This is a genomic window from Cellulomonas sp. P5_C6 (assembly GCF_054049635.1).
Map to the genome: position 1 here is coordinate 26,504 of NZ_JBFULZ010000001.1, position 26,298 is coordinate 52,801.

Genomic DNA, 26,298 nt, shown 5'->3' on the forward strand with positions numbered 1-26,298 from the left:
TGCTCGAGAGGGAGCAGCGAAGGGGAGTGGGCAGCATGTCGTACGTCCGGACGCACCCGTCCGTGGTGATCGGGTATGCGCTGGTCGCGCCGCTGGTCGTGGCGGCCGCCCTGCACGCGCTCGGCGACGCGGTCACGCCCACCACGGCCGCGCTCGTGCTCGTGCTGCTCGTCGTCAGCGCGGCCGCGACCGGCGTGCGCTCGGCGGGCATCGTCGCCGCACTGTCCGCCGGTGCCTGGTTCGACTACTTCCTCACGGAGCCCCACGGCAGCTTCAAGGTCACCGACCGGGACGACATCCAGGCGACCGTGCTGCTGCTGGTGGTCGGGGTGGCGGTCAGCGAGATAGCCCTGTGGGGACGCCGCCAGCAGGCGCGCGCGAGCCGGCGCGCAGGCTACCTCGACGGCGTGCTCAGCACGGCGGAGCTCGTCGCGGCGCGGCCGACCGAGGCGGGCGCCCTCGTCCAGCGGGTCGGCCGGCAGATCGTGGAGATCCTCGACATCGACGACTGCCGGTTCGAGGCGCCCGGGGCCGAGTCCCGCTCGACGACGGTCCTCGGCCCCGACGGCACGGTGACCCAGCGTGGGCAGGCCGTGGACGTCGAGCGCTACGGGCTGCCCTCGGACGACCGGATCGCGCTCGACGTCCGCCACGACGGCGTCCGGCTCGGACGCTTCGTGCTCACGGCCTCGACGCGCGTGGCCCGGCCGAGCCTCGAGCAGCGCAGGGTCGTCGTGCTGCTGGCCGACCAGGTGGGCGCGGCCATGGCGGCTCCCTTGCCCACGGTTTCGTCGGGGGAGTAGACACGAGGGGACTCGTGGGGGTGGTCGCCATGGTGCGGATCGGCACCTGGAACCTGGAGAACCTGTTCCTTCCCGGCGGCCAGTTCGGTCCGCGGACCGACGCCGAGTACCAGGCGAAGCTGGCCGCGCTGGCCGGCGTCATCGAGGCCATGGCCCCGGACGTGCTGGGGGTGCAGGAGGTCGGCGAGGTCGCCGCGCTCGCCGACCTGGCGGACCGGGCCGGCGGCGGGTGGCATCTCGAGACGGCCGACCCGGACGATCGGGGGATCCGCGTCGGTTTCCTGTCCCGGCTGCCCCTGACCCATGTGCGGCACTGGAGCCACTTCCCGGCGGGGCTGCGCCCGATCCAGGTCTCGGACGCCGGCGAGAGGCTGTCGTCGATGGGCCGGTCCGCGCTGCAGGTGCAGGTGGAGGTGGGCGGTCGCCCGGTCGACGTGATCGCCTGCCACCTCAAGTCGAAGCTGCTCACGTTCCCCGGCGGCCGCTTCTCCACCGACGACGAGGGCGAGCGCGCGCGGTTCGGCGCCTACGCGCTGAGCCGTCGCGCGGCCGAGGCGGTCACCGTGCGCTCGGCGGCGACCCACCGGCTGGCCGAGGCCGCGAGCGCCGCGGTCGTCGTGCTGGGGGACCTGAACGACGAGGCCACGGCGGCGACGACGCAGATCCTGCTGGGGCCGACCGGCTCCGAGATCGGCACGGGCGGGTTCGACCATCCCGACAAGGGCGACCGGCAGCGCCTGTGGAACCTCGCCGCCCGCATCCCGGAGGCGCAGCGGTTCAGCCGCGAGTACCAGGGCCGGCGCGAGCTGATCGACCACATCCTCGTCAGCCACGTCCTGGTCTCGCTGGTGGCCGACGGAGGCGTCGTCACCAACGACGCCGGGCCTGTCCCGTCGATCGGCGACGACCCGAACGCGCGCCGCGGCAAGCCCGGCTCGGACCACCGGCCGGTCCTGGCGACGATCGGTCTCTAGACCAGCACCGCCCCGGCGACCGGCAGCCCGGCCGCGGACCAGGCGTGGAACCCGCCGACCACGTCGGTCGCCCGGTCCAGGCCGAGGTCGGCCAGCGCGGCGGCGGCGAGGCTGGACGTGTAGCCCTCGGAGCAGAGCACCACCACCTGCAGGTCGTAGCCGGTCGCGGCGGGGATCCGGTGGTCGCTGGCCGGGTCGAGCCGCCACTCGAGGACGTTCCGCTCGATCACGACGGCCTGCGGCACCTCGCCCTCGAGCGCGCGCTGCGCGGCCGGGCGGATGTCGACCAGCAGGGCGCCCTGCTCCACGGCGTCCCAGGCCTCGCGCGGGGACAGCCGCTGCAGGCGTCCGCGAGCCTCGGCCAGCACGTCGTCGATGGTCCGGCGACGCACGGCGCTCATCCCTCGCTCTCCGGCTCGTCGGTCTCCACGGTGCGGCTGGGCACGAGCGCCCCGTCCGCGTCGCGCGCCCAGTACGTCATCCGGGTCAGCGGCACCGAGTACGCGTGGATGCTCACGGCCGGCTCGGCCCAGGTGTTGACCACGTCGTGCAGGTCGCCCGGGTCGACCGTCTGGGTCTGCCCGGCGCGGAGCTGCTGCGGCACCAGCCGCCCGTTCCGGTCGGGCCGGATCTCCGTCAGCGTTCCCGCGGCGATGGTGAACGCGGCCGACGAGAGCCCGTGGTCGTGCAGCTCCGTGCCCTGCGACTGCAGCCAGGTGAGCAGCCAGACGTCGACGCCGGGCGGCCCGTCGAGGCGGGTCCACCAGCGACCGCTCTGCCGGAAGCGGACCAGCGGCTGCCAGAGCTCGGTGCGGGCGGCGATCGAGCGCGTCAGGGCGCTCAGCTCGTCGACACCCAGGACGGTGTCCGTGCGGTGGGACAGGTCGACGGTCATGGCGGTGCCTCTCGGGTGCGTCTGCGGACCGACGGCGCTCAGCCATCAAGGGGGCGCGGTCGGACGGGCCTGCTCCCGGCGTCAGCCGGGTGGGACGTCAGTGCTGCTGACAGCAGGCCGGACAGGAGCGAAGCGAGAAAGGTGACAGCGGGAAAGGTGACAGCGAGAGGGGCGGCAGCGGGGAGGGGAGCGGGGGGACGTGGATCATCGGGTGCTCCCTTCCTGCGCGTCGCGAGGTGCTCGACCGGGTGTCGAGGGGCACAGGGCAGCACGGTCCCGCCGCCCGGTCAAGGGTCGGGTGCCGTGCTCTCGCATGCTGGACCGGGGGCCGGGGTCTACCCGTCGGAGCCCTGGCGGTCCGGCATGCCGGGCCGGTCGGAGCCGCCGAACGGCTGCACGTGCGAGTACCCGGGCGCGCGGCTCCACTCACCGTCGCCGAAGCCGGAGTGCACGGCGAACGCGACGACGAGGAACCACGCGATCGACGCGAGCACGGACAGGACGATCAGCACGGCCCCGACGATGACGCTGATGATGCCCCAGCGCCGCGCGGTCGCGGACTCCCGGACGGCCACCTCGAGGTCGGCGGCACCGAACGCGCGGGCGGCGCGGTGGGAGGCGAGCAGCGCGGGGATGCCGGTCGGCCAGAACAGGAGCATGGCCGCGATGACCCAGCCGACGGGCGCCGACGTCATCGTCGGACGGGGCGGAGGCGGGGGTGCCATCACGGGCACGGCCGCGGGTGCGGCCGGAGGCAGGGGGGCCGCCGACGGCTCGGGGGCGGCGGCGCTGGGGGTCGGGTCGGATGACATGGGTTCCTCCGCACGTCGTGGCTGGTCAGGTGCACGGTACGGCCCGCACCTGGGAGGAGCCTTTGACTGTCGGCGAACGGCGCCCGAGTCGCACGGTTCGAGGACGTTCTCCGGAAATGTCATGTGGAGGGCCTGATCGACCGATAGGGCAGAGCGGGCGCCGAGTGGGCGCCCGAGGACGCACCCGTGCCTGCACCGGGTCCGTCGTGCTCCATCGTCGCCCAGGGGGTCCCGTCCATGCCGTCACGTCTGCTCGCCCATGCCCGCACCCGGGGGGTGGCCGTCGCGGCCGTGCTCGTCGGCGCCCTCCTGGCGGGTGCCGCACCCGCCGTCGCGGACGGTCCCGACCCGGCCTTGACCTTGCGGGCGGACGCGGGCGCCGTGCTGCTCGGTGCGCACGTGACCACCGGCTCGCAGCCGGACGCGGAGTCGGCGATCACGGCGTTCGAGGGCACGCTGGACCGCCGCCTCGACGTCGAGCGGTGGTACTCGCGGTGGGACGACGTGCAGCCGGTCACCCCGGTGGTCCAGGCCGTCGACCGCGGCCGCACCCCGCTGCTCTCGATCTGGCCCAAGAAGAAGGACGACACGATCGTCACCTGGGCCGCCATCGCGCGCGGCGACGCGGATGCGCAGATCCGCGCGCAGGCCGCCGGGATCGCGTCCCTCAAGGTGCCGGTGTACGTGGCGTTCCACCAGGAGATGGACACCTCGAGGTCCTGGGGCACGCCCGCCGAGTTCCAGGCGGCGTGGCGCCACTACGTCGAGGTGTCCCGCGCCGCGGGGGCGACCAACGCGCTCTGGACCTTCGTGACCACCACGGGCAGCTACGGCATGGTCTCCACGGCCGGCGCCGACGCCTACTACCCGGGTGACGACGTGGTCGACCGGGTCGGGCTCAACGCGTACAACTGGAACGCCTGCTCGGTGAACAAGATCACCGACTGGCGCTCGCTGGACACCATCACGTCGGCGTTCCGGGCCTGGGCGAAGGCCCGCGGCAAGACGCCGCTGCTGGCCGAGTTCGGCACCGTCGAGGACGCGGCCGACCCGGGCCGCAAGGCCGCCTGGCTCACCGACGCGTTCGCCCTGTTCCGTTCGTGGCCGGAGCTCGAGGCCGCGGTGTACTACCAGGGCACGGGCACCTGCCCCTGGTCGGTCACCACCTCGGCACCAGCGACGACCGCGTTCGCGAAGGCCGCGTCGGACCCGACCGCGCACGCCCGCCCGTCGGCGTGGCTCATCCCGTCGACCAAGGTCGGGGCCGCGCCGCTCGCCGTGACGTTCGACATGGGGCGCAGCACTGGGGCCTCGTCGGTGAACCGATCGGGCATCGTGCGCTGGGAGCTGGACCCGGGCGACGGGAGCGCCGTGCTGACGGGCACCGGGCAGCCCGGCAAGGTCACCCACACGTACCGGGCCGGCACGTTCACGCCGCGGCTGACGGTCACGGATGCGGGCGGCGCGACGGCCGTCGACTCGCGCCCCGTCCGCGCCGCCGGCACCCCCTCGGTCACGGCGGGGGAGCGCGACGTCACGAGCACGTCCGCGACGCTGCAGACGTGGGTCGGACCGCAGGGGCTGGCTGCCACCGTCCGGATCGCGTGGACCGCCGAGGCGGGCAAGCCCGGCAGCGGCGCCGTCGACCTCGCCGTCGGTGCGCAGACCTCGACGCAGAAGCTCACGCAGGCGGTCACGAGCCTGGCGCCGGGCACGCAGTACACCTGGACGGTGACGGCGACCAGCGCCGCCGGCTTGACCGTGCTCACGCGGACGTTCGGTACCCCGGGACCGCCGACGGTCCGGGCGGCGCCCGCCGTCGAGATCACCCGGACGGCCGCCACGGTCAAGCTCCGCGTGCACCCGCACCTGCTGGACACCACGTCGTGGGTCGAGTGGGGACCGGGTCTCGCCCAGCGCAGCATCGACGTGCCGATGGCTGCCGCCTCCTACGAGCGCGGTTCCACGCTCCGGCTCGCCGGGCTGACCGCGAGGACGACGTACTCGTACCGCGTGGTCGCCCGCAACGCGCTCGGCACGACGTACGGCCCGGTGCAGACGCTGACCACGACGTCCTGAGCGTCAGGACGTGGTCGGGACGAGCTCGTCGCTCTCGCGCGGCCCCGTCGACGCGCCCCGTGACAGGGCCGTCGGCCGGGCTGCGCGGTGCAGGAGCCATACCGCGGGGACGGCGACCGCGACCCAGCCCACCAGGACGTCGAGCACCCAGTGGTTGGCGGTGAGCACGACGACCGCGGCCGTGCCCAGCGCGTAGCTGGCGCCGAGCCACCGGACCACCGGCCTGCGTGCGGCGACCACCACGGCGACACCGACCCACAGCGACCAGCCGGCGTGCATCGACGGGAAGGCGGCCAGCTCGTTGGTCGGCACGGCGCCGGACCCGCCGGAGCCCGGCCACCAGCCGACGTCGGCGGTGTGCTGCAGGACGTCCGTGTACCCGGGGAGCAGCCTGGGCGGAGCCGTCGGCAGCGCGAGGTAGCAGGCGAGGGCGAACCCGGTGGCGACGACGAGGGCCGTGCGCAGCGGACGGTAGGCGGCGGGGTGCCGCAGGTAGAGCCACAGCAGCACCGTCCCGGTCACCACCAGGTGCAGCGACGCGTACCAGAACGAGGCGACCACCTCGACGCCCCGGACGCCGACGACCCACTGGTTGAGCGCCTGCTCGACGTCGATGTGCAGCGTCCGCTCGAGGTGCAGGATCCCGACGGCCGACCGGTTCGCGGCGTCGACGTCCGTGCCGGCGGAGGCCCGCACGACGGTGTAGCCGATCCAGAGCAGCACGAGCACCGCCAGCTCGCGCAGCCCGCGCGCCCCGTGAACGGTGAAACGTCGCACCCGATCAAGCCTTTCGTCCGCCGCGACAGATGCCCCGAGCAGCAAATGATCCCACGAGTCCTGACGTCGTGTCTCCGAGATACGCGGCGAGCACGCGGCGAGCATGCGACACGCTCAGCGCGTCACGACGGGTCGGGGAACACCTCGACGAGCGGGCTCATCGCCATCATGTCGTCGAGGTCGTCCCGCCTCCAGCGATGCGCGGCCGCCTCGATCAACGGCCGGCGCTCGACCGGGTCGTCGATCGCCCGAGCGGTCGCCGGGACGTCCACCGCGCGGTGCTGCTTGAGGTGGATGGTGACGTGCGGGTCGTCCTCGATGTTCCGCAGCCACGCCCGCTTCTGCGGGAAGGGCGTGCCGGAGATGAACAGCCGACCGTCGAGCTCGTGCAGGAAGATCTCGATGCGTCGCGGCTCCCCGCTCCGGCGACCGGTCGTCGTCAGGTCGATGATCTGGCTGTGGTGCAGCTCGGCCGAGAGCGCGTCGTCCATGCGCTCACTGTCGACCGCGGGCGGTGCCGCGGCAAGGGGGGCGGCCCACGGACACCGCCCGTCCGCGATGTGAGATCCCTTGACAGCATGTGGACGCCTTGCGCACACTCGAGACATGTCCATCGCCCGGCCCGTGCCCGTGGACCCGCGTCACGCGGGTTCCGTCGACGTGACGTCGACGCACCGGTGCCTCTGTCGAATGTGTCGCTGACGACCCTGTCGTCCCCGTCCCCGCAGCTCTGAGGAGCTCCCCGCAGGCGATCCGCCTGGTCCGTGGGTGGGGACCCGTCCCGCCGCCACGCGGCGCAGCCCGCTACCGCGGGTCCCGGAAGTCGTCCGGGATCCGGTGCGGACCAGACGCATTCGCAGAACGACCGATGGAGCTGACGTGCTGAACCGCACCCGAATCGATGTCCTCCCGATCCAGGAGATCGTCGCGACCGCCTCTCCGAGCGCCTGGCTCGACGGCCTGGTCGCGTCCCGGCAGGCCGACGAGCTGACCGTCGTCCTGCTCGACGGCCAGGTCTCGGTCCTGACCACGTCGGCCTCACCCGAGCCGGGCGAGCCCGTCGCAGTGCACCCCGTCGCCGGTGTCGTCGCGATCGGGGGCGCCTGGTACTCGGCGCGCCGCCTGGAGGGCTAGGCGGACTGCATCCCCGCCATCATCGACCTGCACGAGTCGACCATCGCGCGGCAGGCCATGGCGCAGATGCGGCAGTGCTCGGACATAGAGGCGTGCATCTCGCACTCGTCCGCGCAGGCCTCGCCCATCGCCATGCACGCCGTCATCATCGAGGTCATCACGGCCATGTCGTAGCCGGCCGGCCGCATCATCATCCGCATCATCGTCATGGCGACGTCCGCGGTGCTCATACACATGGACGCACATCGCCCCATGCCCTCGCCGCTGTCGGCGTCCGCGCACATCGTGGCCGCCATCGACGCCGCCGAGCATGCCTCGATGCAGCCCTGCATCATCGACATGTCCATGCCCGTCGTGCCCGACATCGGCATCGTCTTCATCATGTCCGCCATCATGCTCATGGGTGCTCTCCGCCCTCGTGCCGCCCGGTCGTTCCTGACCTCAGCGACGCTACGCCGCGCCCCGCGCCGGACGCCATGGCTCGGGCGCGCCTACTGTGCGGGCATGGCACACCTCGACGGCTGGATCGCCGGTGAGTACACCGCGGACGGCGTGACGCACCCCACCTACCGCGCCGGGACCGGTCCGGGCGTCGTCATGATCCACGAGCTCCCGGGCCTGACGCCCCCGTGCATCCGGTTCGGGGAGGAGATCGCCGCACGGGGTCACACCGTGGTCATGCCGGTGCTCTTCGGCACCCCGGGGGAGCCGAAGTCGGCGAGGGCCACCGCGAGCTCGCTCGCGTCGGTCTGCGTCAGCCGTGAGTTCCACGCCTTCGCCCTCGGACGGACGAGCCCGATCGCGGGGTGGCTCCGGTCCCTGGCCCGGCACCTGCACGACGAGCTGGGCGGGCCGGGCGTCGGCGCGGTCGGCATGTGCTTCACCGGCGGGTTCGCGCTGGCGATGCTGGCCGACGCCCCGGTCGCCGCACCGGTCCTGGCGCAGCCCGCGACCCCGTTCCCGGTCGGACGCCGACGAGCCGCGGACCTCGGGCTCAGTCCCGGCGACGTCGCCGCGGTGCGCGCCAAGGTCGCGGCCGGCTGCCAGGTGCTCGGCGTGCGGTACGTCGGCGACCGCGCGGTCGGGACGCGGTTCGACACGCTGCGCCGGGCGCTCGGGGAGAACTTCCTCGCCGTCGACCTGCCCGGCTCGCTGCACGGCACCCTGACCGAGCACCGCGACGAGGCGGCGGTCACCCGCGTGCTGGACTTCTTCGACGAGAAGCTGGGCACGGCGTGACCCGTAGGCTCCGGGCATGAGCACCCTGGACGAGGTCGGCGAGCGCGACGCATGGCGATGCTGGTTGTGCGACGAGCCCGTCGACCCCGACGCGTCCGTCAACTCCGACCGCGGCCCGAGCATCGACGGGGGAGCGACGCCGAAGGGCAAGAAGCCGGCACCCGGGTCCGAGCGGCTCGCGCACCGGGCGTGCAACACCCGCAAGGGCGCGGTCAAGCCCGTCGTGGCGTGGTCGCCGTCGCTGTTCGTCGTGGACCCGGCGCCGATCGTCGCGACCGTCGAGCGGCTGACCCGCAAGAGCGGCCGCGAGGTCGTGGCGCGCTGCCCCACGCGGTCGGACGGTGACGAGGCCGCCACCTGGCTGGTCGACCGGCTCTCGCGGTTCGCGCCGGACCTGCGGGTGACCGCGGACGTCGAGCCCGGCGGCGGGCAGTTCCTCCTCGTGCTGCGCACGGCCTGAGCCGCGGGCGGCGTCCGGCGCCGGCCCCTGCATGAACACCGCACGACGCACGTGCAAACATCGGTACGGGGGACTACCTCGCGGGTCGGCACGCTCCTTACCGTGGTGACCATGTCGACCCGACCACGCGCCACGACGACGCGGTGGCGGGCGCCGTCGTCGCCGACGGTGAGCACCGGCTGCCCACGGCCGTGACGCACACCGCTGAGGTCCTCGACGCCGCGCTGCTGGTGGCCGTCGTCGGCCTGGTCGCCGCCGTCGTCGCGGCGGTCGTGAGACGCCGACGGACCGGCCGAGCCGGGGCCCACACCGACCGCGTCGTCGCGCTGCGCCGGCTGCACCAGCTGCGCCTGGACGGGCAGCTCTCCGGGCAGGAGTTCGCGCGCGAGGTCGCCAGGCTCGACGAGCCCACCGGCAACCCGTAGCGGGTCCGGTAGCCCGGTGCCGGTCATGCGGGCGTCGCCGGCGATCCGCCAGGCGTTCACGCGGGCCGACGACGATGGCGGCTCATCCTGCTGGAGGGAGCCGACCGTGCGGGTCGAACGCGCGCTCGCGCACTACTCGTGGACGTCCGTCACCGAGCCCGTGTACGTCGTCGAGCTGTGGACGCTCGGCGGCCCCGCCGAACGCTGGCGGCTGCTCGACGCCGAGGACGTGGAGGACGTGCTCGAGTGGGCGAGGAGCCGGCAACGCGGCCGCCTGCTCTCGGTGAGCCTCGAGCACCAGGACGAGTACGGGACGTCGGTGCTGCGCCTGCTCGGGCCGGCGCACGTCGCGGGTGGGGCGATCCGCTCGGCCTGAGGCGGCCCTGGTGTCAACATCGCACCGCCGCGACACCACAAGGTGTTGACGCGACACCACCGTGGTGTCATGCTGGTGCCATGGACCTGGGACATCACATCAGCGATCTGCAGCGCCAGCTGCTGGAGGCCGCGGAGAACGGCACGGACGAGACCCGCGCSGTSGCCGARCGGCTGGTCGCCGGMCTSGACGCCGCSGCRCGGCTCGTSCTGCTCGACGTCCTGTCGTCGGCGGTCGGCGAGATCACGCGCGACCTCGCTCCCGGCTCCGTCGACCTGCGGCTGCGCGGCCGCGAGGTCGAGTTCGTGGTCGTCCAGCCGAACAGCGACCCGGACGCCGACGAGGCGCCGGCCGTGCCGGTCGACCTCGACGACGTGAGCACCTCGCGCACCACGCTCCGCCTGCCCGACGCCCTCAAGGTGCGGGTGGACGAGGCGGCGGCGGCCGACGGCCTGTCCGTCAACACCTGGCTGGTCCGTGCGGTCGCGGCCGCGCTGCAGCCCAAGCAACGACGATCCGCGCAGCGAGCCCTGCGCACCGGCGACAGCTTCGCCGGCTGGGCGCGCTAGCCCCGCGCAGCCCACCAGACCACCAGCCACGCAGACCTGCGGGGCCGGACGAACACACCCCGAGCCCGGGAGGCGTCAGCATGCCCACGTACCCCACCCCCGACCCCATCGACCTCGCCGTCAACCTGCAGGTCGGTCAGATCGAGGTCGTCGCGAGCGACCGCACCGACACGGTCGTCACCCTGTCGCCCACCAACCCGGCGAAGTCCGTCGACCACCGCGGCGTGCAGAACACGAAGGTCGACTTCGACGGCCGGCGGCTCACCATCACCGGCCCACGGCCGCGGCTGAGCTGGATCGGGGCCGGGCCCTTCGACTCGGTCGACATGGTGATCGAGCTGCCCACGGGCTCGCGGTTCACCGCCGAGCTGGCCGTCGGCGACGTCCGGACCGCCGGACGCCTCGGCGCCACCCGCATCAAGGCCTCCACCGGCGCCGTCGACGTCGACACCACCGGCGACCTCTGGCTGCGTGCCGGGCACGGCAGCGCGACCGTCGGGACCGCCGACGGCGGCGCCGAGATCACCGCCGACCACGGTCAGATCCGGCTCGGCACGGTCACCGGCGACGCCGTCCTCAAGGCGTCGCACGGCAACATCCAGGTCGGGCAGTCCGGGGGCGACCTCGAGGCGAAGCTGTCCTACGGCGACCTCGAGATCACCCAGGCCCTGGCCTCGGTCGCGGCGAAGACCGCCTACGGCACCATCGCGCTGCGCGAGGTGTCGAGCGGGTCCGTCCAGGTCGAGAGCGGCTTCGGCCAGATCGTGATCGGCGTCCGCGCCGGCACCCCGGCCTGGCTCGACCTGTCGTCGAAGAGCGGGGCCGTCCGCAACCACCTCGACGGCGACCGCGCGCCTGCGGACTCGGAATCGGCTGTCGCCGTCCGGGCCCGCACCCAGGCCGGAAACATCACCATCCAGCGCGCCCACTGAGCCGGGCAACCACCAGAAGGGGAGAGAGACATGACCGACCGTGAACCTGCGATCCGCGTGCAGGGCATCGAGAAGTCGTACAAGGAGCTGCACGTGCTGCGCGGCGTGGACTTCGAGGTGGGGGCTGGCAGCATCTTCGCCCTCCTCGGCTCGAACGGCGCGGGCAAGACGACGATGGTGCGCATCCTGTCGACGCTGCTGAAGCCGGACGCCGGGACGGCCACCGTCAACGGGTTCGAGGTCGTGGCCGACCCGCTCCGCGTCCGGGAGTCCATCAGCCTGACCGGGCAGTTCGCCGCGGTCGACGAGATCCTCTCGGGGCGGGAGAACCTCGTCCTCGTCGCCAGGCTGCGGCACCTGCCGGGTCCGGGCCAGGTGGCGGACGACCTGCTCGCCCGGTTCAACCTGACCGAGGCGGGGGCCCGCCGGGTCGCGACGTACTCCGGGGGCATGCGCCGCCGGCTGGACATCGCGATGAGCCTGATCGGGCAGCCGACCGTGCTGTTCCTCGACGAGCCGACGACGGGTCTGGACCCCGAGGCGCGCATCGAGGTCTGGCACGTGATCAAGGAGCTGGCCACGCAGGGCACCACCGTCCTGCTCACCACGCAGTACCTCGACGAGGCTGAGCAGCTGGCCGACCGGATCGCGATCCTGCACCAGGGCCGCATCATCGCGAACGGCACGCTGGCCGAGCTCAAGCAGCTCCTGCCGCCGGCGACCGTCGAGTACGTCGAGAAGCAGCCGACCCTCGAGGAGATCTTCCTCGCGCTCGTCGGCAGYGATGCCACCCACGAGACCAGCGAGGAGCTGTCATGAGTGCCACCCACTTCGTCAGTGACACGGTCGACCTGACCGGCCGCTCGATGCGCCACATCACGCGGAGCGTGGACACGATCATCACGACCGCGGTCACCCCGATCGCGATCATGGTGCTGTTCGTCTACGTGTTCGGCGGGGCGATCGACACCGGCACCGAGAACTACGTCGACTACCTCCTGCCGGGCATCCTGCTCATCGCGATCGCGTCCGGCATCGCCTACACCGCCGTCCGGTTGTTCACGGACCTGCAGAGCGGCATCTTCGAGCGGTTCCACTCCATGCCGATCTCGCGGCCGTCCGTGCTGTGGGCGCACGTGCTGACCTCGCTGGCCTCCAACGCGATCACGGTCGTGATCATCGTGCTGGTGGGCCTGCTCATGGGGTTCCGCACCTCCGCCGGCGTGCTGGCGTGGCTCGCCGTGGCCGGGATCCTGGCGCTGTTCACGCTGGCGCTGACCTGGGTCGCCGTCATCGCCGGGCTGTCGGCGAAGTCGGTCGACGGGGCCGCGGGGTTCTCCTACCCGCTGATCTTCCTGCCGTTCATCAGCTCGGCGTTCGTCCCGACCGACACGATGCCGGCCCCCGTGCGCGCCTTCGCGGAGAACCAGCCGGTGACGTCGATCGTCGACACGATCCAGAACCTGTTCGCCGGGCAGCCGGTGGGCAGCGACATCTGGGTCGCGCTGGCCTGGTGCGTCGGCATCCTCGTCCTCGCGTACTACTTCGCGATGTCGGTCTACCGGCGCAAGATCAGCTGACCGCGGGACCTCGTCGAGGCCGGTCGTGCGGACACTCTCCGCACGGCCGGCCTCCGCCGTTTCCGTGCGGGGCGCCCGCTGTTCGGCCACTGTTCGGACGGCGTCCGTTGACCGACGGCCCGGCCCGCCGCAGCCTTGCGCCCATGCCCATCGAGGACGAAGGACGCGCGATCGACGAGGTCGTCGACCGGATCGCCGCGAAGTATCCGAACCTGCCCCGGAGCATCATCCGGGAGCAGGTCGACGCGCAGCTCGCCGCCTTCGCGGGCTCGACCGTCCGCGACTTCGTCCCGATCCTCGTCGAGCACGCAACGATCGAGCTCCTCGCCGAGTTCGGCGGGCCCGAGTGAGGTGAAGCCGGCCCTCAGTGGTCGGCGGCCAGCTTGTCGAGGTAGGCAGCGGTACGCCGCGAGTGCGGGGGGCGCCGGAGGCGGTCGGCCGTGCGGCACGGCTCTCCCGGGGCGGCTGCGCAGCGGGGACAGGTGACCGTCAGGGCGACGTCGTCGTCGTCGGGCTCGGTGCTCATGCGCCCATGGTGCCCAATCTCTCGACGCCGGGCCAGGGTCGCCGACCGTCCTGGTGGCCGTGCCTGACTCGTCCTGTTCCTCCCGCGCTCATCCGGTCCTCACCTGGCGGCCACCTTCACCCGGTCGACTCTGTGCGCGACGTCGTCGCCACAGGATGAGGCTGAAGGGAACAACCATGAGGACACGAGCACTGCGCCCGCTCGGCGTGGCAGTGGTCAGCGGAGCGCTGCTGCTGGGCGCCGCGAGCGGCTGGGCGGCCACCGGCAGCCTGACGGGCAACGGCGACGCCCGCCGGCTCACGGGCGACCAGACGGCGGCCGTGCGGGACCAGCTCCGCGGGGGCTCCGCCAAGAACGTCATCCTGCTCATCGGCGACGGGATGGGCGACTCGGAGATCACGGTCGCGCGCAACTACGCGCTCGGCGCGGCCGGCCGGTTCGCGGGCATCGACGCCCTGCCGCTGACCGGGCAGTACACCACCTACGCGCTCGACAGGACCGACGGGAAGCCGGACTACGTGACCGACTCCGCCGCCTCGGGCTCGGGGTGGGCGACCGGCACCAAGACGTACAACGGCGCCATCTCGGTGGACGTGGCCGGCACCCCGCAGCGCACGCTGCTGGAGATCGCCCGCGCCAACGGCCTGCGCACCGGTGACGTCAGCACGGCGGAGATCCAGGACGCGACCCCTGCGGTCCTGGTCTCGCACGTGACCGACCGCGGCTGCTACGGGCCGACGGCCACCACGGCCAAGTGCCCCACCAACGCGCTGCAGAACGGCGGCCTCGGCTCGATCACGGAGCAGCTGATCGGCAACCGCCCCGACGTCACCCTCKGTGGCGGTGCCACCTCGTTCAACGAGACCGCCGTCGCCGGCCCGTGGGTGGGCAAGACCCTCCTCCAGCAGGCGAAGGACCGCGGCTACCAGGTGGTCTCCGACGCCGCCGGACTGGCCGGGGTCACGCAGGCGAACCAGTCCTCGCCGGTCCTCGGTCTGTTCGCGCCGGGCAACATGGCGACGCGCTGGGTCGGCCCGCTGGCCACGCACACGGGCGGCACCGAGCCGGCCGTCACCTGCACCCCCAACCCGGCGTACGTCGCGACGTCGCCGACGCTCGCGGCGATGACCTCGAAGGCGATCGACCTGCTCCAGGGCGGCAAGAAGGGCTTCTTCCTGCAGGTCGAGGGTGCCAGCATCGACAAGCAGGACCACGCCGCCAACCCGTGCGGTCAGATCGGCGAGACCGTCGACCTCGACGAGGCCGTGCAGGCCGCGCTCGCCTTCGCCAAGAAGGACGGCAACACGCTCGTCGTCGTCACCGCCGACCACGGGCACTCGAGCCAGATCGTGTATCCGAACACCCTGACGCCGGGCCTCACCCGCACGCTGCTGACGGCCGACGGCAAGCCGATGACGGTCGCCTACGGCACCGCGGACGTGGGCGGCTCGCAGGACCACACCGGCACCCAGGTGCGGGTCGCTGCCTACGGACCCCGCGCCGGCAACGTCGTCGGGCTCACCGACCAGACGGACCTGTTCTTCACCATCCGCGACGCCCTGCGGCTCGACCCGGCGGCGCCTTCGCCCGCCGCGCCGGTCGTCCAGAACGTCAACGTCAGCGAGGGCGCCGTCCTGCACGGTCGCCAGACCGTCCGGGTCACGCTCGACACGGAGCCGCGCTACACCTACATCGAGCTCAACCAGGGCGGCACCTGGATCACGGACAACACGAAGGCGCCGGGCAGCACGCAGTCCGGCAAGCGGCCGACGCTCGTGCTGGACACCCGTGACTACCCCGACGGGTCCTACACGCTGAAGATCGACGCCGTGGGCATCGACGGCCAGACGACGGAGAAGCTGGTCGGGATCACGATCGCGAACCACTGACCTCGACCGGACCGTACGCCGACGCACCTGGGGAGCTCGTCCCCGGGTGCGTCGGCGCGTCCGCGCCCGTCAGGAGGCTCAGCGGTACTCCGGGTTCTCGAAGTCGAAGCGGTTCCCCGCGTTCCACTCCGCGCGCTGGTTGCCGTAGCCGGGCACACCGCCGGCGTCGCGGAGCATCGCGGCCAGGTGCATGAGGTTCCAGGTCATGAACGTCGTGTTCCGGTTGGTGAAGTCGTTCTCGGGTCCGCCGCTGCCGGGATCGAGGTACGACGGTCCGGGCCCGGCCTCACCGATCCAGCCCGCGTCGGCGTTCGGGGGGATCGTGTACCCGACGTGCTGGAGCGAGTACAGGATGTTCTGCGCGCAGTGCTTGATGCCGTCCTCGTTGCCGGTGATCAGGCACCCGGCGACCCGCCCGTAGAACAGGTACTGGCCCTTGTCGTTGAGCTCGCCGGAGAGCGAGTAGATCCGCTCGATCAGGCGCTTGGTCACGCTGGAGTTGTCGCCCAGCCAGATCGGGCCGGCCACCACGAGGATGTCGCTGGCGAGGATCCCGGGGTAGAGCTCGGGCCAGGCGTCGGTGGCCCACCCGTGCTCGCGCATGTCGGGGTAGACGCCGGTGGCGACGTCGTGGTCGATCAGCCTGATCTCGCTGACCTCGACGCCGTGCTTGCGCATGATGCCTGCGCTGGCGTCGACCAGCCCCTGGGTGTGGCTGAGCTCGGGGCTGCGCTTGAGGGTGCAGTTGACGAAGGTGGCCCGCAGGCCGGTGAAGTCGGGCGCCACGCTGGACATGGGTTCCTCCGGGGTTGCTGATCTCAGCCGTCTCGACCCAGGGCGAGCTCGACGACCTGGTACGGGTCCGACCCGGGCACGACGTTGTGCATCGTCAGGACGGCGTCCCGGGGGCGGACGTGGATCTGCCAGCCCCAGTCCGGGCCGGACTCCGCGGGGTACGAGCCGAGGAGCCGCAGCTCGTCGCCGTCGCCGACGGCCCCCGAGAAGCTCATCCACGTCGGCCCGGTGTGCCAGGAGTCCACCCACACCGCCGTGGCGGCGTCGGGGGACCCGCCCAGCAGGATGAGCCCGTCCTGCGCCGCGTCGCCGTCCGACCACGTGTAGGCGATCGAGACGAACCGGTGGGCCGTGACGCCGACCGTGGCGGTCGCCGTGGACGACTGGTAGTCGTCCGTGGGCATCAGACGCAGCCGGTTCGTGCCGTGCCAGCTGCCCATCAGGGGGGCGAGGTGCTCGACGACGCTCATACCTGACTGTATCGACGACGGCCCCCGACGAGCGGTGGGCTCGGAGGGGGCCGTCGGTCGATACGTGTCAGGCGCGGGCGTGCGTGTCGTCCTTGCCGTGGCCCGGCAGGTGCGGGTGTGGCACGTGGATCTCGGCCGGCTCCGACGGGAGGTCGTCGATGCCGTCCGCGAGCGCCCTCTCGCGGCGGTGGCGGGCCGAGGGCATGGCGGCGGAGGCGAGGACGGCGAGGACCGCCACGGCCGCGCACACCAGGAACCCGTAGGTGAACGCGTCGTCGGTCGGCATCCCCTGCGGGGTGCTGTGCGACGTGATGACGGCGGCGACGACGGCCGTGCCGATGCTGCTGCCGATGGTCCGCGAGATCACGTTGACGCTGCTGGCCTCGCCCGTCTGTGCCGCCGGGACGCTCTCGATGATCGCGTTGGACATCGCCGCGAAGGCCAGGCCGATGCCGGCGCCGGTCAGCAGCCCGGAGGCCAGCACCTGCCAGAGGTCGTCGTGCACGGCGGCGGGCAGCGCGAAGGCGAGGACGACCAGGAACGTGCCGAGGAACATGGGCAGCTTGGGTCCGAACTTCCGGTCCAGCAGCCCCGAGATGGGACCGAACACGATCATCATCAGGACCGTCGGCAGCAGGAACAGCCCGGCCTCGGAGACGGACTTGCCGAAGCCGATCCCCGTCACGGGCGGCAGCTCGAGCAGGGTCGGGACCAGGAGGAACGTGCCGAACATCGCGAAGCCGAGGGCCAGCGCGACCAGGTCGGTCGCCCACACGCCGCGGTTGGCCATCAGTCGRATGTCGATGAGCGGCTGGCTCACCCGCAGCTCGATCAGCACGAAGGCGACGAGCGCGACCAGGCCGAGCACGAAGAGGGAGACGGTCTTGGTCTCGAACCAGCCCCACGACTGACCCTTGCTGATCGCGAGCAGCAGCGAGACGAGCCCGACGGTCAGGACGCCGGCGCCGAGGACGTCGAGCCGACCCGGGGTGCGGACCGGCGACTCCTTCATGCCGAAGATCGCACCGAGCAGCGCGATGACGACGAGCACGAGGGGCAGCCAGAACAGCCAGTGCCACGACAGGTGGTCGACGATCGGGCCGGCCGCCACGATGCCGACGCCGGCGCCGACGCCGAAGATCGCCGAGAGCAGGCCGACGGTGACGCTGACCTTCTCGCGCGGCAGCTCGTCGCGGACCATGCCGATGGACAGCGGCAGGATCGCGCCCGCCGAGCCCTGCAGCACGCGGGCGATGATCAGGACGCCGAGGGTCGGGGCGAGCGCCGCGACCAGGGTGCCGGCGGCGAGGGCCGCCAGCACGCCGATGAGGACCTTGCGCTTGCCGACCATGTCGCCGAGGCGGCCCAGGATCGGGGTCAGGACGGAGGCCGAGAGCAGGTAGGCCGTGAGGATCCAGGAGGCGTCCGCGGTCGAGACGTTCAGGTCGCCTGCGAGGACGGGCAGCGCCGGCGCCACGAGGGACTGCAGGACGGCGAACGCGAGACCGCCCAGGGAGAGGTAGAGGACCAGGAACCTGGTCCCGGAGCGTGGTGCGGCGGGCTGACCGGCGCTGACGGCAGCGCCGGCGAGGCCGGTCTGATCGGTGGAGTGCGACACGAGTTCCCCGGTGGATAGTTGTAAACGTTTGTTGACTAGCAGTATGCACACTGGGCTACAGTCAAGTCAACGTTCGTTTACCACCACTCCCGGAACGCTAGGCTGGCCGGGTCGAGAGGGGCTCCATGAGCATCGGCAACGTCGCCGACGACACCCTGCCGGCACCGCGGCGCCGGGATGCGGCCGCCACCCGGCAGCTGCTGCTCGGCGCCGCGCGGGACCGGTTCGCCCGTCAGGGCTACGCCGCCACCACGGTCCGGGAGATCGCCGACGACGCCGGCGTGAACGTGGCGCTCATCAGCCGCTACTTCGACTCCAAGGAAGGGCTGTTCGAGGCCTGCCTCATGCGTGTCTCCGACGAGCTGGGGACCGCGGTCGCGCCCGGGGCGACGCTGCACGAGGTGGCCGGCGCCATGGCGGAGCAGATCGCCGGACCGTACAGCGCCGAGCACCCGAACCAGCTCGTGCTGCTGCTGCGCACCTCGGGCGACGAGCGCGCCGAGCGGATCCGCCTCGACACGCTGCAGAGCTATGCGGGACGGATCGCCGAGGTTGCGGGCGGCGCGCCGGCCGGTCCGGACGTCCTCCTGCGCGCGCAGCTCGCGCTGTGCGCCGCGCTGGGCATCGCCGTCCTGCGGTCGTCGATGGTGATGGAGCCGCTGGCGTCCGCCGAGCCGGACCGGCTGGTCGATCCCGTGCGGGCCCTCATCCACGCCCTGCTCGATCCGGGCTCCGCTCGGTAGGCCGCCCGTCGAACAGCGTGGTTGTTTCACCTGACGTGCACGGCAGTGGGAGAGTCCGGTGAACACGACGTCGCCGGTCAGGTCCGGCGCCCGCCACACCACCGATCGTGGAGGTTCAGCGATGGTGCAAGGACCCAGCTCGACGGCACGGCAACGCCGTCGCCTTCTGCTTCTCGTCACGTTGCGAGTGCTCGCGACCGCCGCCGTGGTGCTCGTGCTCTACTACACGCTGCCGATGGACCGTCTCGCGGACACGCCACTCGCCGTGCCGCTCGTCGCCGGGCTGCTCCTGCTCGGAACGTGGGGCGCCTGGCAGATCCGCTCCATCATGAACGCGCAGAACCCGACGATCCGCGCCACCGTAGCTCTGTCCGGGTACCTCCCGGTGTTCCTCGTCCTGTTCGCCTCGGGCTACTACCTGATGGCCCAGGCGGACCCGGCCAACTTCAACGTCGGGGGCCTCACCCGCACGGACACCCTGTACTTCACGCTCACCGTGTTCAGCACCGTCGGCTTCGGGGACATCAACGCCACCAGCCAGGTCGGGCGGACGGTCGTCATGGTCCAGATGGTCCTCAACCTGATCCTCGTCGGTGCCGGGGTCCGGCTGCTGACGCAGGCCGTCCACATCGGATCCGCACGACGCGAGGCCGAGCGCACCCAGCCCGGGTCCACGGCGCCACCCGGCGAGCCCGACGAGGCGCCCGCGCCGCGGCCGTAGGCGACCCGATGACCGACGACGACGGCGGTGACCTCCGGACGCGGCTGCGGCGCGCCGTGCTGGTGGTGGCCGGCCTGAACCTGGCGTACTTCTTCGTCGAGTTCACCGTCGCGCTGTCGATCGGATCGGTGTCGCTGTTCGCCGACAGCGTCGACTTCCTCGAGGACACCGCGATCAACGTGCTGATCTTCATCGCCCTGGGCTGGTCGCTCCACCGTCAGGCGCTGGCGGGCAAGGTCATGGCCGTCATCATCGTGGTGCCCGCGCTGTCGGCGGCGTGGGAGGCGTTCGGCAAGCTCGGTGATCCCGTCCCGCCGAGCCCGGCGGCGCTGGTCCTGACCGCCGGTGGAGCGGCGGTGGTGAACCTGGCCTGCGCGCTCGTCCTCGCGCGCTTCCGGCACCACGACAGCTCGATGGCTCGCGCGGCGTTCCTGTCGGCGCGCAACGACGTGATCGTGAACGTCGCGGTCATCGCCATGGGCGTCCTGACCCTGTGGACCGCCTCCGGTTGGCCCGACCTGGTCCTGGGGCTGATCATCATCGTGGTGAACCTCAGCGCCGCCAAGGTGGTCTGGCAGACCGCGGAGGAGGAACGGCTCGCCGCGAAGGCGCTGGCGGGGGAGGAGATCGACTGAGGGCCCCGCCGGCACACGAAGGAGCGTGACCCGATGAGCTTCAGCTACCCCGTGGGAACCCGCGGCGCACGTCAGCCCGACAACCGGTTCTTCCGATGGATGAACGACCGGACGGCGCGCCGCATGAAGACGAGCGGCGGCGCGACGTTCATGGGGATGGACGCCCTCGTGCTGAACACGGTCGGCCGCAAGAGCGGCAAGAAGCGCGCCAGCCCGCTCGGGTGGTTCCCGGGCGAGCCGGACGGCTGGATCGTCGTCGCGGCAGCCGCCGGTGCGACCCACAACCCGGCCTGGTACTTCAACGCCGCCGCCCAGCCCGACCAGCTCACCATCGACCTCGTCGGCCAGACGATCCCGGTGACGGCCCGCGAGCTGCACGGAGACGAGCGCGAGGCCGCCTGGACCAGGATCACGACCGCGGTCCCGCGCTTCGCGTCGTACCAGAAGAAGACCGACCGGGAGCTGCCGGTGATCCTCCTCGAACGGCGCGAGAGCCCCGCCGCGGGCTCGTGATCGCTCCCGATGCCCTGGTGACGGCGCGCCTCGTCCTTCGGCGTCGCCGACCGGACGAAGCCGCCGTCTATCGGCGGCTGTGGACCGAGCGGGATCCGCGCGTGCCGCCGCACCGACAGATCGACTCCGAGGGCCGACCCACCGTGGAGGACATCGCCGCGCAGATCCGCGCCGAGCTCGCGGGGCCGGGGCCCGGGATCCTGGCGGTGGAGCGGACGGGCGAGGGCGACGTCATCGGTTACTGCGGGCTGGTCTTCTACGGGAACGGGGGACCCGGCGAGCCCGAGCTGGCCTTCGAGCTGCTGCGTGCGGTGCACGGCCACGGGTACGCGACCGAGGCGGGCGGGGCCGTGGCCGCGTGGGCGAGCGAGGCCGGCTACCCGCGGTTGTGGGCCTCGGTCCGGGACTGGAACGTCGCGTCGCGGCGCGTCCTGGAGAAGCTCGGTTTCCACGAGACGGGCCGGGTCGAGCCCGACGCGGTCCACGGCGACAGCCTGCTGACCGTGCGAGAGCTGTGAGCATGCCCAGGGCTTGTCCCACGTTCCACGCCGGAGGACCGTGGGCGGGGACGGAGGTGCGCCATGACACAGTTCGTGCAGATCATCGACTTCCGGACCTCGCGGATCGACGAGGTCCAGGCGTTGGGCGACGCGTACCGGGCGGCCCGAGCGGCGGAGGGCGGCACGGCGGTGGTGCGGGCGGTGGTCACCGCCGACCGGGACGATCCCGGCCGCTATCTCAACATCATCGAGTTCGACTCGTACGAGGCGGCGATGGAGAACTCGGCCCGGCCGGACACCGACGCGTTCGCGGCCCAGATGGCAGCCCTGTGCGACGGGCCCCCCACGTTCCTGAACCTCGACGTCCGGTTCACCTGGAACGAGTGACCGGGCCCTCGGGGTCGTCGTCGCCAGGTCAGGTCACGACGACGTGCCGTGGGGGCGCGGGGCTGGCACGGTAGAGCGAGCCTCGGGTCCCCCGCGAGAAGAGATGACATGACGAACGCCCCGGATGCTGCCTCCGCGATGGCAGCGCGTGAGTCCTGGGCGACCGACTTCCCCGAGAGCACCCGGCGGAGCGCGGGGATGACGGTGCTGGCCGCCGACCCGACCCCGCGGTACGGCTCGGCAGTGCTCGGGGTCGAGTACGCCCGCAAGTCCGGGCGCGCCCTGCACCTGCAGGTGCTGCTGCCGCCGATGCGCGACGACCTGCCCGGAGCGGACGCCGGTCCGAGGTTCCCACTGGTGGTGTTCGTGCAGGGGTCGGCCTGGAAGGAGCAGGCGCTCGGTCTGTCGCTCCCGGCCCTCGCCGAGTTCGCGCGACGCGGGTACGTCGTCGCGATCGTCGAGTACCGGCCGTCGACGCTGGCGATCTTTCCGGCCCAGGTCCGAGACGCGCGGAGCGCGATCGGCTTCCTGCGCAGTCGCGCTGACGAGTACCACCTCGACCCCGAGCGCGTCGCACTGTGGGGTGACTCGTCGGGGGCGCACACGGCCGCGCTCACCGCGCTGACGGACGGGCAGCAGGAGTACTCCGACGAGCCGGTCGGCGACGAGCCACTGGGAGTGCGGTGCGTCGTCGACTACTACGGGCCGACCGACATCGCGCGCATGAACGAGGAGCCCTCGGTCCAGGACCACATCGCGCCGACCAGCCCCGAGGGCCTGCTCATCGGCGGCCACGACGTGCTGCGACGGCCGGACCTGGTCGAGCCCACGGTCCTCATGAACCACCTGTCGCCGCGGCGGGACCTGCCTCCGGTGCTGATCGTGCACGGCAGCAAGGACCGGTTGGTCCCGTTCGGTCAGAGCGTGCTGCTCCACGACGCGCTCGTCGAGGCCGGCGGACCCGTCGAGCTCTACCAGCTCCAGGGCGCCGACCACGGGGGTCCGCCGTTCTGGCAGGACGACGTGCTCGACCTCGTGGACGACTTCTTGCGACGCCACCTCCACCGAGACGCGTCCGACGACAGCTAGACCCAACACGATCGAGGAGTTCGCATGGAGTCTCGCCAGCTGGGGCGCACCGGTCTGACGGTGTCCGAGATCGGCTACGGAGCGTGGGGGATCGGTGCCTCCATGTGGATCGGGGCGCGCGAGGACGAGTCCGTCGCGGCGCTGCACCGCGCCATCGAGCTCGGCGTCAACTTCGTCGACACCGCGCGCGGCTACGGCGAGAGCGAGCGCATCGTCGGCAGCGTCCTGCGGGACCACCCGGACGTGCTCGTCGCCACGAAGGTCCCGCCCAAGAACGGCGTCTGGCCGGCGCCCGACGGCGTGCACCCGGACGAGACGTTCCCCGGCGCCCACATCCGCCGGAGCCTCGAGACCAGCCTCGCCGCGTCCGGCCTCGAGGCGTTCGACGTCCTCCAGCTCCACGTCTGGAGCGACGAGTGGGTGGGCCGGGGGGACTGGCTCGAGACGATCGCCGACCTGCGCCAGGAGGGCAAGATCCGATTCTTCGGGGTCTCCGTCAACGACTACCAGCCCGAGAACGCGCTCGAGCTCGTCCGCAGCGGCACGGTCGACACCGTCCAGGTCATCTACAACGCCTGGCACCAGCAGCCGGAGGCGCAGCTGCTTCCCGCGTGTGCCGAGCACGGCGTCGGGGTCATCGTGCGGGTCGCCCTGGACGAGGGCGGACTGACCGGGCGCATCACGGCGGGGTCGACGTTCCCCGCCGGGGACTTCCGCACCACGTACTTCGGCGGGGATCGGTCGGCGCAGGTCGAGGAGCATGTCACCGCGCTCGTCGACGACCTGGGCATCTCTACCGACGAGCTGCCCGACATCGCCCTGCGCTACGTCCTCGACCACCCCGCCGTGTCCACGGTGATCGCCGGCATGCGCACCGTGCGCAACGTCGAGCGCAACGCCGCCACGAGCGACGGTCGGCGGCTCACCGACACGCAGCGCGAGGTGATCCGGCGCCACCGGTGGGAGCGGAACTTCTACCGGGCCGCGCACTGAGTCATCGCGACCGGGGGACAGCCCAACGGCCCCGCTCCGCCGATACCGGCGGTGCGGGGCCGTTCTCTCTGGTTCTCAGGAGGAGGTGGTCGCCAGCTCGGCGTCCCGCGCCTCCCGGGTGAGGGCGTCGATCGCGTCGTCGAGCTCAGCGTCGGTGCTCAGGACACCGGACGTCGCGTCGTCGGCGTCCACCGGCTCGACCTCGAGGTCGATCGACGTGGCCAGCGGCTTGTGCTTGATGAACACGAGCACGACGGCGGCGAGGATCGCGAGCGGAACCATGTAGAGGAACACCGGCGTGAGGGCGTCGTTGTAGGCGCCGACGATGATCTCCCGCACCTGGTCGGGCAGGCTGTGCACGAGGTCCGGCGTGAAGCTGCCGGTGTCACCCGCCCCGGAGGCCGGGAGCCGCTGGGTCAGCAGGTGGGCGAGGTTCGTCGCGAACAGCGACCCGACGACGGCGGAACCGACCGACGCGCCGATCTGGCGGAAGTAGTTGTTCGACGACGTCGCGGTGCCCACGACCTTCATGGAGAACGAGTTCTGCACGACGAGCACGAGGTTCTGCATGGTCATGCCGAGCCCGACGCCCATGATCGCGGTGTACGCGCAGATGACCCAGACGGCCAGGCCGGGCGTCATCGTGGAGAGCAGCAGCAGGCCCACGGCGACGAGCGCCATGCCCACGACCGGGTACCACTTGTACTTCCCGGTGCGCGAGATCGCGATGCCGGTGATCACGGACGTCAGCAGCATGCCGAGCATCATCGGGACCATCAGCAGGCCGGCCTCGGTGGCGCTCGAGCCGGTGACCATCTGCAGGTACGTCGGCAGGAAGGCCATCGCCCCGAACATCGAGATGCCGGTCAGCAGGCCGCCGAGGGTGGCGACGTTGAAGTTCCGGTTGCGGAACAGGGCGAGCGGCATGATCGGCTCGGCGGCGCGGCTCTCGACGAAGACGAAGGCGAACCCGGCCACGACGGCGCCGACGATCATGCCGATGATCTGCGGCGATGCCCAGGCGTACGTGGAGCCGGCCCAGGTGGTGGTCAGCACGATGCAGGTGCTCGCGATGGCGATGAGGACCRTGCCCGCGTAGTCGAGGCGAGGCTTGGCCTGGACGCGCTTGGGCAGGTGGATGAACTTGATGGCTGAGGCGATCGCGAGGATGCCGAGCGGCACGTTCATCCAGAACGCCCAGCGCCAGCCGGGACCCTCGGTGAAGAACCCGCCGAGCAGGGGACCGGCGACCGAGGACACGGCGAACACCGCGCCCATGATCCCGCTGTACCGACCGCGCTCACGGGCGGGCACCACGTCGGCGATGATCGCCAGCGCCAGGATCATGAGCCCGCCGCCGCCGAGGCCCTGGACCGCGCGACCCGCGATGAGGCCGCCCATGGAGTGCGAGAGGCCGCCGATGACGGAGCCGACGAGGAAGATCGCGATCGCGCTGACGAACAGCCACTTGCGGCCGACGAGGTCGCCGAGCTTGCCGTAGACCGGCATGACGATGGTGGAGGCCAGGATGTAGGCGGTCGTGATCCACACCATGTGCTCGACGCCGTGCAGCTCACCGACGATCGTCGGCAGTGCGGTCGAGAAGATCATCTGGTCGAGCGACGCCAGCAGCATCGCGATGAGCAGGCCGGCGAACACCAGCAGGACGCCCTTGTGGGACGTTTCGCTCGCCGGCTGCGAGGGGGTCTGCGGCGCCCGTCCGGCTGCCGCGGTGGTCGTGGTCACGTGAGGTTCTCCCATGCTGTGGTCAGGAGCGCGTTCGCGCGCTCCTCGATCTGGTCTGCGGTGGCGGGCTCAGGCGCTGTGGCCGCCTCTTTCATGGCGCCGCGCACGGCGACGGCCGCGGCGGTGATGGCGACGTCCGCCCATGCCGTGTCCTGGTCCGTGCCGACCGCGCGGGCGGCGGCGATCTGGACCAGGGCGGCGGCGAACGCCTCCTGGGTGTCTCCGAGCTGGCGGAACGCCGCGGCGAACAGGTGGGGATGGCGACGGAGCAGCGCACGGCGCTCGTCGCGACGCGCTCCCACCTGCAGGCTCGCGCGGATCTGCTCGACGAAGAAGCGCACGGCGACCTCGCGCAGGCTCAGGCTCTCGCCGGTCGCCACGACGGCGGCGACCATCTGGTCGATCTGCCGCGCGTCGGGCGCGTTGAGCAGCGCGTCGTCCTTCGAGTCGAAGTAGTTGAAGAACGTGCGGGGGGAGACACCGGCCGCGGCGCTGATCGCCTCGACGGTTGCGCCCTCCAGGCCGTGCTCGAGCGTCAGCTCGAGAGCGGCGTCCGCGATGCGGTGCCGGGTCTCGACGCGCTTGCGCTCGCGAAGCCCGCTCTCGTTTGATTGCATG

General features: G+C 72.0%; 34 protein-coding genes. 22 read left to right on the top strand and 12 right to left on the bottom strand.

Annotated features, from left to right (window positions below; genetic code table 11):
- Window positions 1-35: 35 nt before the first annotated feature.
- Both ACXJKG_RS00140 and ACXJKG_RS00145 read left to right on the top strand, forming a co-directional pair.
- Window positions 36-803, top strand: a complete 768-nt coding sequence (locus tag ACXJKG_RS00140) for a DUF4118 domain-containing protein (protein ID WP_456843724.1) — start codon at window positions 36-38, stop codon at window positions 801-803.
- 29 nt (window positions 804-832) lie between these two features.
- Window positions 833-1,777, top strand: coding sequence for an endonuclease/exonuclease/phosphatase family protein (locus ACXJKG_RS00145; RefSeq protein WP_456843725.1), 945 nt, complete (start codon window positions 833-835; stop codon window positions 1,775-1,777).
- Here ACXJKG_RS00145 and ACXJKG_RS00150 read toward each other — a convergent pair.
- The 3 genes from ACXJKG_RS00150 to ACXJKG_RS00160 all read right to left on the bottom strand — a co-directional run bounded on the left by ACXJKG_RS00150 (window position 1,774) and on the right by ACXJKG_RS00160 (window position 3,484).
- On the bottom strand, window positions 1,774-2,178 hold the full coding sequence (locus ACXJKG_RS00150) for a rhodanese-like domain-containing protein (protein WP_456843726.1): 405 nt from the start codon (window positions 2,176-2,178) through the stop codon (window positions 1,774-1,776). The two genes, ACXJKG_RS00145 and ACXJKG_RS00150, sit on opposite strands and share 4 nt — an antisense overlap.
- Window positions 2,175-2,672 (bottom strand): cysteine dioxygenase, encoded by a 498-nt coding sequence (locus ACXJKG_RS00155; protein WP_456843727.1) that lies wholly within the window; start codon window positions 2,670-2,672, stop codon window positions 2,175-2,177. Before ACXJKG_RS00155 ends, ACXJKG_RS00150 begins: the two co-directional genes overlap by 4 nt.
- Before the next feature lie 335 nt (window positions 2,673-3,007).
- Window positions 3,008-3,484 carry a CD225/dispanin family protein gene (locus tag ACXJKG_RS00160; protein ID WP_456843728.1) on the bottom strand — a complete coding sequence of 159 codons (477 nt, stop codon included), beginning with the start codon at window positions 3,482-3,484 and terminating at the stop codon, window positions 3,008-3,010.
- Between the two features lie 237 nt (window positions 3,485-3,721).
- On the opposite strand from ACXJKG_RS00160, the gene ACXJKG_RS00165 reads away from it, so the two are divergent.
- Window positions 3,722-5,563: a PKD domain-containing protein gene (locus tag ACXJKG_RS00165; protein WP_456843729.1), complete on the top strand. Its 1,842-nt coding sequence runs from the start codon at window positions 3,722-3,724 to the stop codon at window positions 5,561-5,563.
- 3 nt (window positions 5,564-5,566) lie between these two features.
- Here the strand turns inward: ACXJKG_RS00165 and ACXJKG_RS00170 are convergent, their stop codons facing one another.
- Both ACXJKG_RS00170 and ACXJKG_RS00175 read right to left on the bottom strand, forming a co-directional pair.
- A complete protein-coding gene (locus ACXJKG_RS00170; RefSeq protein WP_456843730.1) occupies window positions 5,567-6,340 on the bottom strand; it encodes a phosphatase PAP2 family protein in 774 nt (257 codons plus the stop codon).
- Between the two features lie 122 nt (window positions 6,341-6,462).
- The gene (locus ACXJKG_RS00175; RefSeq protein ID WP_456843731.1) at window positions 6,463-6,831 is read right to left on the bottom strand and encodes a nitroreductase family deazaflavin-dependent oxidoreductase; all 369 of its coding nucleotides are present in this window, start codon (window positions 6,829-6,831) and stop codon (window positions 6,463-6,465) included.
- 388 nt (window positions 6,832-7,219) lie between these two features.
- Here ACXJKG_RS00175 and ACXJKG_RS00180 point away from each other — a divergent pair, with 388 nt between their 5' ends.
- Entirely contained in the window at window positions 7,220-7,474 is a 255-nt protein-coding gene (locus tag ACXJKG_RS00180) for a nuclease (protein ID WP_456843732.1), read from the top strand.
- Here the strand turns inward: ACXJKG_RS00180 and ACXJKG_RS00185 are convergent.
- Window positions 7,471-7,875 carry an aldehyde dehydrogenase gene (locus tag ACXJKG_RS00185; protein ID WP_456843733.1) on the bottom strand — a complete coding sequence of 135 codons (405 nt, stop codon included), beginning with the start codon at window positions 7,873-7,875 and terminating at the stop codon, window positions 7,471-7,473. The two genes, ACXJKG_RS00180 and ACXJKG_RS00185, sit on opposite strands and share 4 nt — an antisense overlap.
- Window positions 7,876-7,978: 103 nt before the next feature.
- On the opposite strand from ACXJKG_RS00185, the gene ACXJKG_RS00190 reads away from it, so the two are divergent.
- The 9 genes from ACXJKG_RS00190 to ACXJKG_RS00230 all read left to right on the top strand — a co-directional run bounded on the left by ACXJKG_RS00190 (window position 7,979) and on the right by ACXJKG_RS00230 (window position 13,405).
- On the top strand, window positions 7,979-8,713 hold the full coding sequence (locus ACXJKG_RS00190) for a dienelactone hydrolase family protein (protein WP_456843734.1): 735 nt from the start codon (window positions 7,979-7,981) through the stop codon (window positions 8,711-8,713).
- Window positions 8,714-8,729: 16 nt separating this feature from the next.
- Window positions 8,730-9,173, top strand: coding sequence for a hypothetical protein (locus ACXJKG_RS00195; RefSeq protein ID WP_456843735.1), 444 nt, complete (start codon window positions 8,730-8,732; stop codon window positions 9,171-9,173).
- Window positions 9,174-9,316: 143 nt separating this feature from the next.
- A complete protein-coding gene (locus tag ACXJKG_RS00200; RefSeq protein ID WP_456843736.1) occupies window positions 9,317-9,598 on the top strand; it encodes a hypothetical protein in 282 nt (93 codons plus the stop codon).
- A gap of 106 nt (window positions 9,599-9,704) precedes the next feature.
- Window positions 9,705-9,974: a hypothetical protein gene (locus ACXJKG_RS00205; protein WP_456843737.1), complete on the top strand. Its 270-nt coding sequence runs from the start codon at window positions 9,705-9,707 to the stop codon at window positions 9,972-9,974.
- Window positions 9,975-10,054: 80 nt separating this feature from the next.
- Complete coding sequence (locus ACXJKG_RS00210) at window positions 10,055-10,543, top strand: histidine kinase (RefSeq protein ID WP_456843738.1); 489 nt, start codon at window positions 10,055-10,057, stop codon at window positions 10,541-10,543.
- An 80-nt stretch (window positions 10,544-10,623) separates the two neighbouring features.
- The gene (locus ACXJKG_RS00215) at window positions 10,624-11,475 is read left to right on the top strand and encodes a DUF4097 family beta strand repeat-containing protein (RefSeq protein ID WP_456843739.1); all 852 of its coding nucleotides are present in this window, start codon (window positions 10,624-10,626) and stop codon (window positions 11,473-11,475) included.
- A gap of 30 nt (window positions 11,476-11,505) precedes the next feature.
- On the top strand, window positions 11,506-12,294 hold the full coding sequence (locus tag ACXJKG_RS00220) for an ABC transporter ATP-binding protein (RefSeq protein WP_456843740.1): 789 nt from the start codon (window positions 11,506-11,508) through the stop codon (window positions 12,292-12,294).
- On the top strand, window positions 12,291-13,055 hold the full coding sequence (locus tag ACXJKG_RS00225; RefSeq protein WP_456843741.1) for an ABC transporter permease: 765 nt from the start codon (window positions 12,291-12,293) through the stop codon (window positions 13,053-13,055). The genes ACXJKG_RS00220 and ACXJKG_RS00225 overlap by 4 nt, the downstream gene beginning before the upstream one ends.
- Before the next feature lie 143 nt (window positions 13,056-13,198).
- The gene (locus ACXJKG_RS00230) at window positions 13,199-13,405 is read left to right on the top strand and encodes a three-helix bundle dimerization domain-containing protein (RefSeq protein ID WP_456843742.1); all 207 of its coding nucleotides are present in this window, start codon (window positions 13,199-13,201) and stop codon (window positions 13,403-13,405) included.
- Window positions 13,406-13,419: 14 nt separating this feature from the next.
- On the opposite strand, the gene ACXJKG_RS00235 is transcribed toward ACXJKG_RS00230, so the two are convergent.
- Window positions 13,420-13,581: a zinc finger domain-containing protein gene (locus tag ACXJKG_RS00235; protein ID WP_456843743.1), complete on the bottom strand. Its 162-nt coding sequence runs from the start codon at window positions 13,579-13,581 to the stop codon at window positions 13,420-13,422.
- A 176-nt stretch (window positions 13,582-13,757) separates the two neighbouring features.
- On the opposite strand from ACXJKG_RS00235, the gene phoA reads away from it, so the two are divergent.
- The gene (phoA, locus tag ACXJKG_RS00240) at window positions 13,758-15,470 is read left to right on the top strand and encodes an alkaline phosphatase (RefSeq protein ID WP_456843744.1); all 1,713 of its coding nucleotides are present in this window, start codon (window positions 13,758-13,760) and stop codon (window positions 15,468-15,470) included.
- A 78-nt stretch (window positions 15,471-15,548) separates the two neighbouring features.
- On the opposite strand, the gene ACXJKG_RS00245 is transcribed toward phoA, so the two are convergent.
- From ACXJKG_RS00245 to ACXJKG_RS00255, 3 genes are all read right to left on the bottom strand, one after another.
- Window positions 15,549-16,265 carry a flavodoxin family protein gene (locus ACXJKG_RS00245; protein ID WP_456843745.1) on the bottom strand — a complete coding sequence of 239 codons (717 nt, stop codon included), beginning with the start codon at window positions 16,263-16,265 and terminating at the stop codon, window positions 15,549-15,551.
- Window positions 16,266-16,288: 23 nt separating this feature from the next.
- Entirely contained in the window at window positions 16,289-16,735 is a 447-nt protein-coding gene (locus ACXJKG_RS00250; protein ID WP_456843746.1) for a DUF1579 family protein, read from the bottom strand.
- A 67-nt stretch (window positions 16,736-16,802) separates the two neighbouring features.
- Window positions 16,803-18,353: an MFS transporter gene (locus ACXJKG_RS00255; RefSeq protein WP_456843747.1), complete on the bottom strand. Its 1,551-nt coding sequence runs from the start codon at window positions 18,351-18,353 to the stop codon at window positions 16,803-16,805.
- A 125-nt stretch (window positions 18,354-18,478) separates the two neighbouring features.
- On the opposite strand from ACXJKG_RS00255, the gene ACXJKG_RS00260 reads away from it, so the two are divergent.
- From ACXJKG_RS00260 to ACXJKG_RS00295, 8 genes are all read left to right on the top strand, one after another.
- Window positions 18,479-19,096, top strand: a complete 618-nt coding sequence (locus tag ACXJKG_RS00260; protein WP_456843748.1) for a TetR/AcrR family transcriptional regulator — start codon at window positions 18,479-18,481, stop codon at window positions 19,094-19,096.
- A 121-nt stretch (window positions 19,097-19,217) separates the two neighbouring features.
- The gene (locus ACXJKG_RS00265) at window positions 19,218-19,817 is read left to right on the top strand and encodes a potassium channel family protein (RefSeq protein ID WP_456843749.1); all 600 of its coding nucleotides are present in this window, start codon (window positions 19,218-19,220) and stop codon (window positions 19,815-19,817) included.
- Between the two features lie 8 nt (window positions 19,818-19,825).
- Window positions 19,826-20,452, top strand: coding sequence for a cation transporter (locus ACXJKG_RS00270; protein WP_456843750.1), 627 nt, complete (start codon window positions 19,826-19,828; stop codon window positions 20,450-20,452).
- 33 nt (window positions 20,453-20,485) lie between these two features.
- The gene (locus tag ACXJKG_RS00275) at window positions 20,486-20,965 is read left to right on the top strand and encodes a nitroreductase/quinone reductase family protein (protein ID WP_456843751.1); all 480 of its coding nucleotides are present in this window, start codon (window positions 20,486-20,488) and stop codon (window positions 20,963-20,965) included.
- Between the two features lie 17 nt (window positions 20,966-20,982).
- On the top strand, window positions 20,983-21,483 hold the full coding sequence (locus ACXJKG_RS00280; protein ID WP_456843752.1) for a GNAT family N-acetyltransferase: 501 nt from the start codon (window positions 20,983-20,985) through the stop codon (window positions 21,481-21,483).
- A gap of 63 nt (window positions 21,484-21,546) precedes the next feature.
- Window positions 21,547-21,852, top strand: coding sequence for a putative quinol monooxygenase (locus ACXJKG_RS00285; RefSeq protein ID WP_456843753.1), 306 nt, complete (start codon window positions 21,547-21,549; stop codon window positions 21,850-21,852).
- 108 nt (window positions 21,853-21,960) lie between these two features.
- Window positions 21,961-22,941, top strand: a complete 981-nt coding sequence (locus tag ACXJKG_RS00290) for an alpha/beta hydrolase fold domain-containing protein (RefSeq protein WP_456843754.1) — start codon at window positions 21,961-21,963, stop codon at window positions 22,939-22,941.
- A gap of 24 nt (window positions 22,942-22,965) precedes the next feature.
- A complete protein-coding gene (locus tag ACXJKG_RS00295) occupies window positions 22,966-23,934 on the top strand; it encodes an aldo/keto reductase (RefSeq protein ID WP_456843755.1) in 969 nt (322 codons plus the stop codon).
- A gap of 75 nt (window positions 23,935-24,009) precedes the next feature.
- On the opposite strand, the gene ACXJKG_RS00300 is transcribed toward ACXJKG_RS00295, so the two are convergent.
- Both ACXJKG_RS00300 and ACXJKG_RS00305 read right to left on the bottom strand, forming a co-directional pair.
- Complete coding sequence (locus tag ACXJKG_RS00300) at window positions 24,010-25,680, bottom strand: MDR family MFS transporter (RefSeq protein WP_456843756.1); 1,671 nt, start codon at window positions 25,678-25,680, stop codon at window positions 24,010-24,012.
- Complete coding sequence (locus ACXJKG_RS00305; protein ID WP_456843757.1) at window positions 25,677-26,297, bottom strand: TetR/AcrR family transcriptional regulator; 621 nt, start codon at window positions 26,295-26,297, stop codon at window positions 25,677-25,679. Before ACXJKG_RS00305 ends, ACXJKG_RS00300 begins: the two co-directional genes overlap by 4 nt.
- Between the last annotated feature and the right edge of the window lies 1 nt (window position 26,298).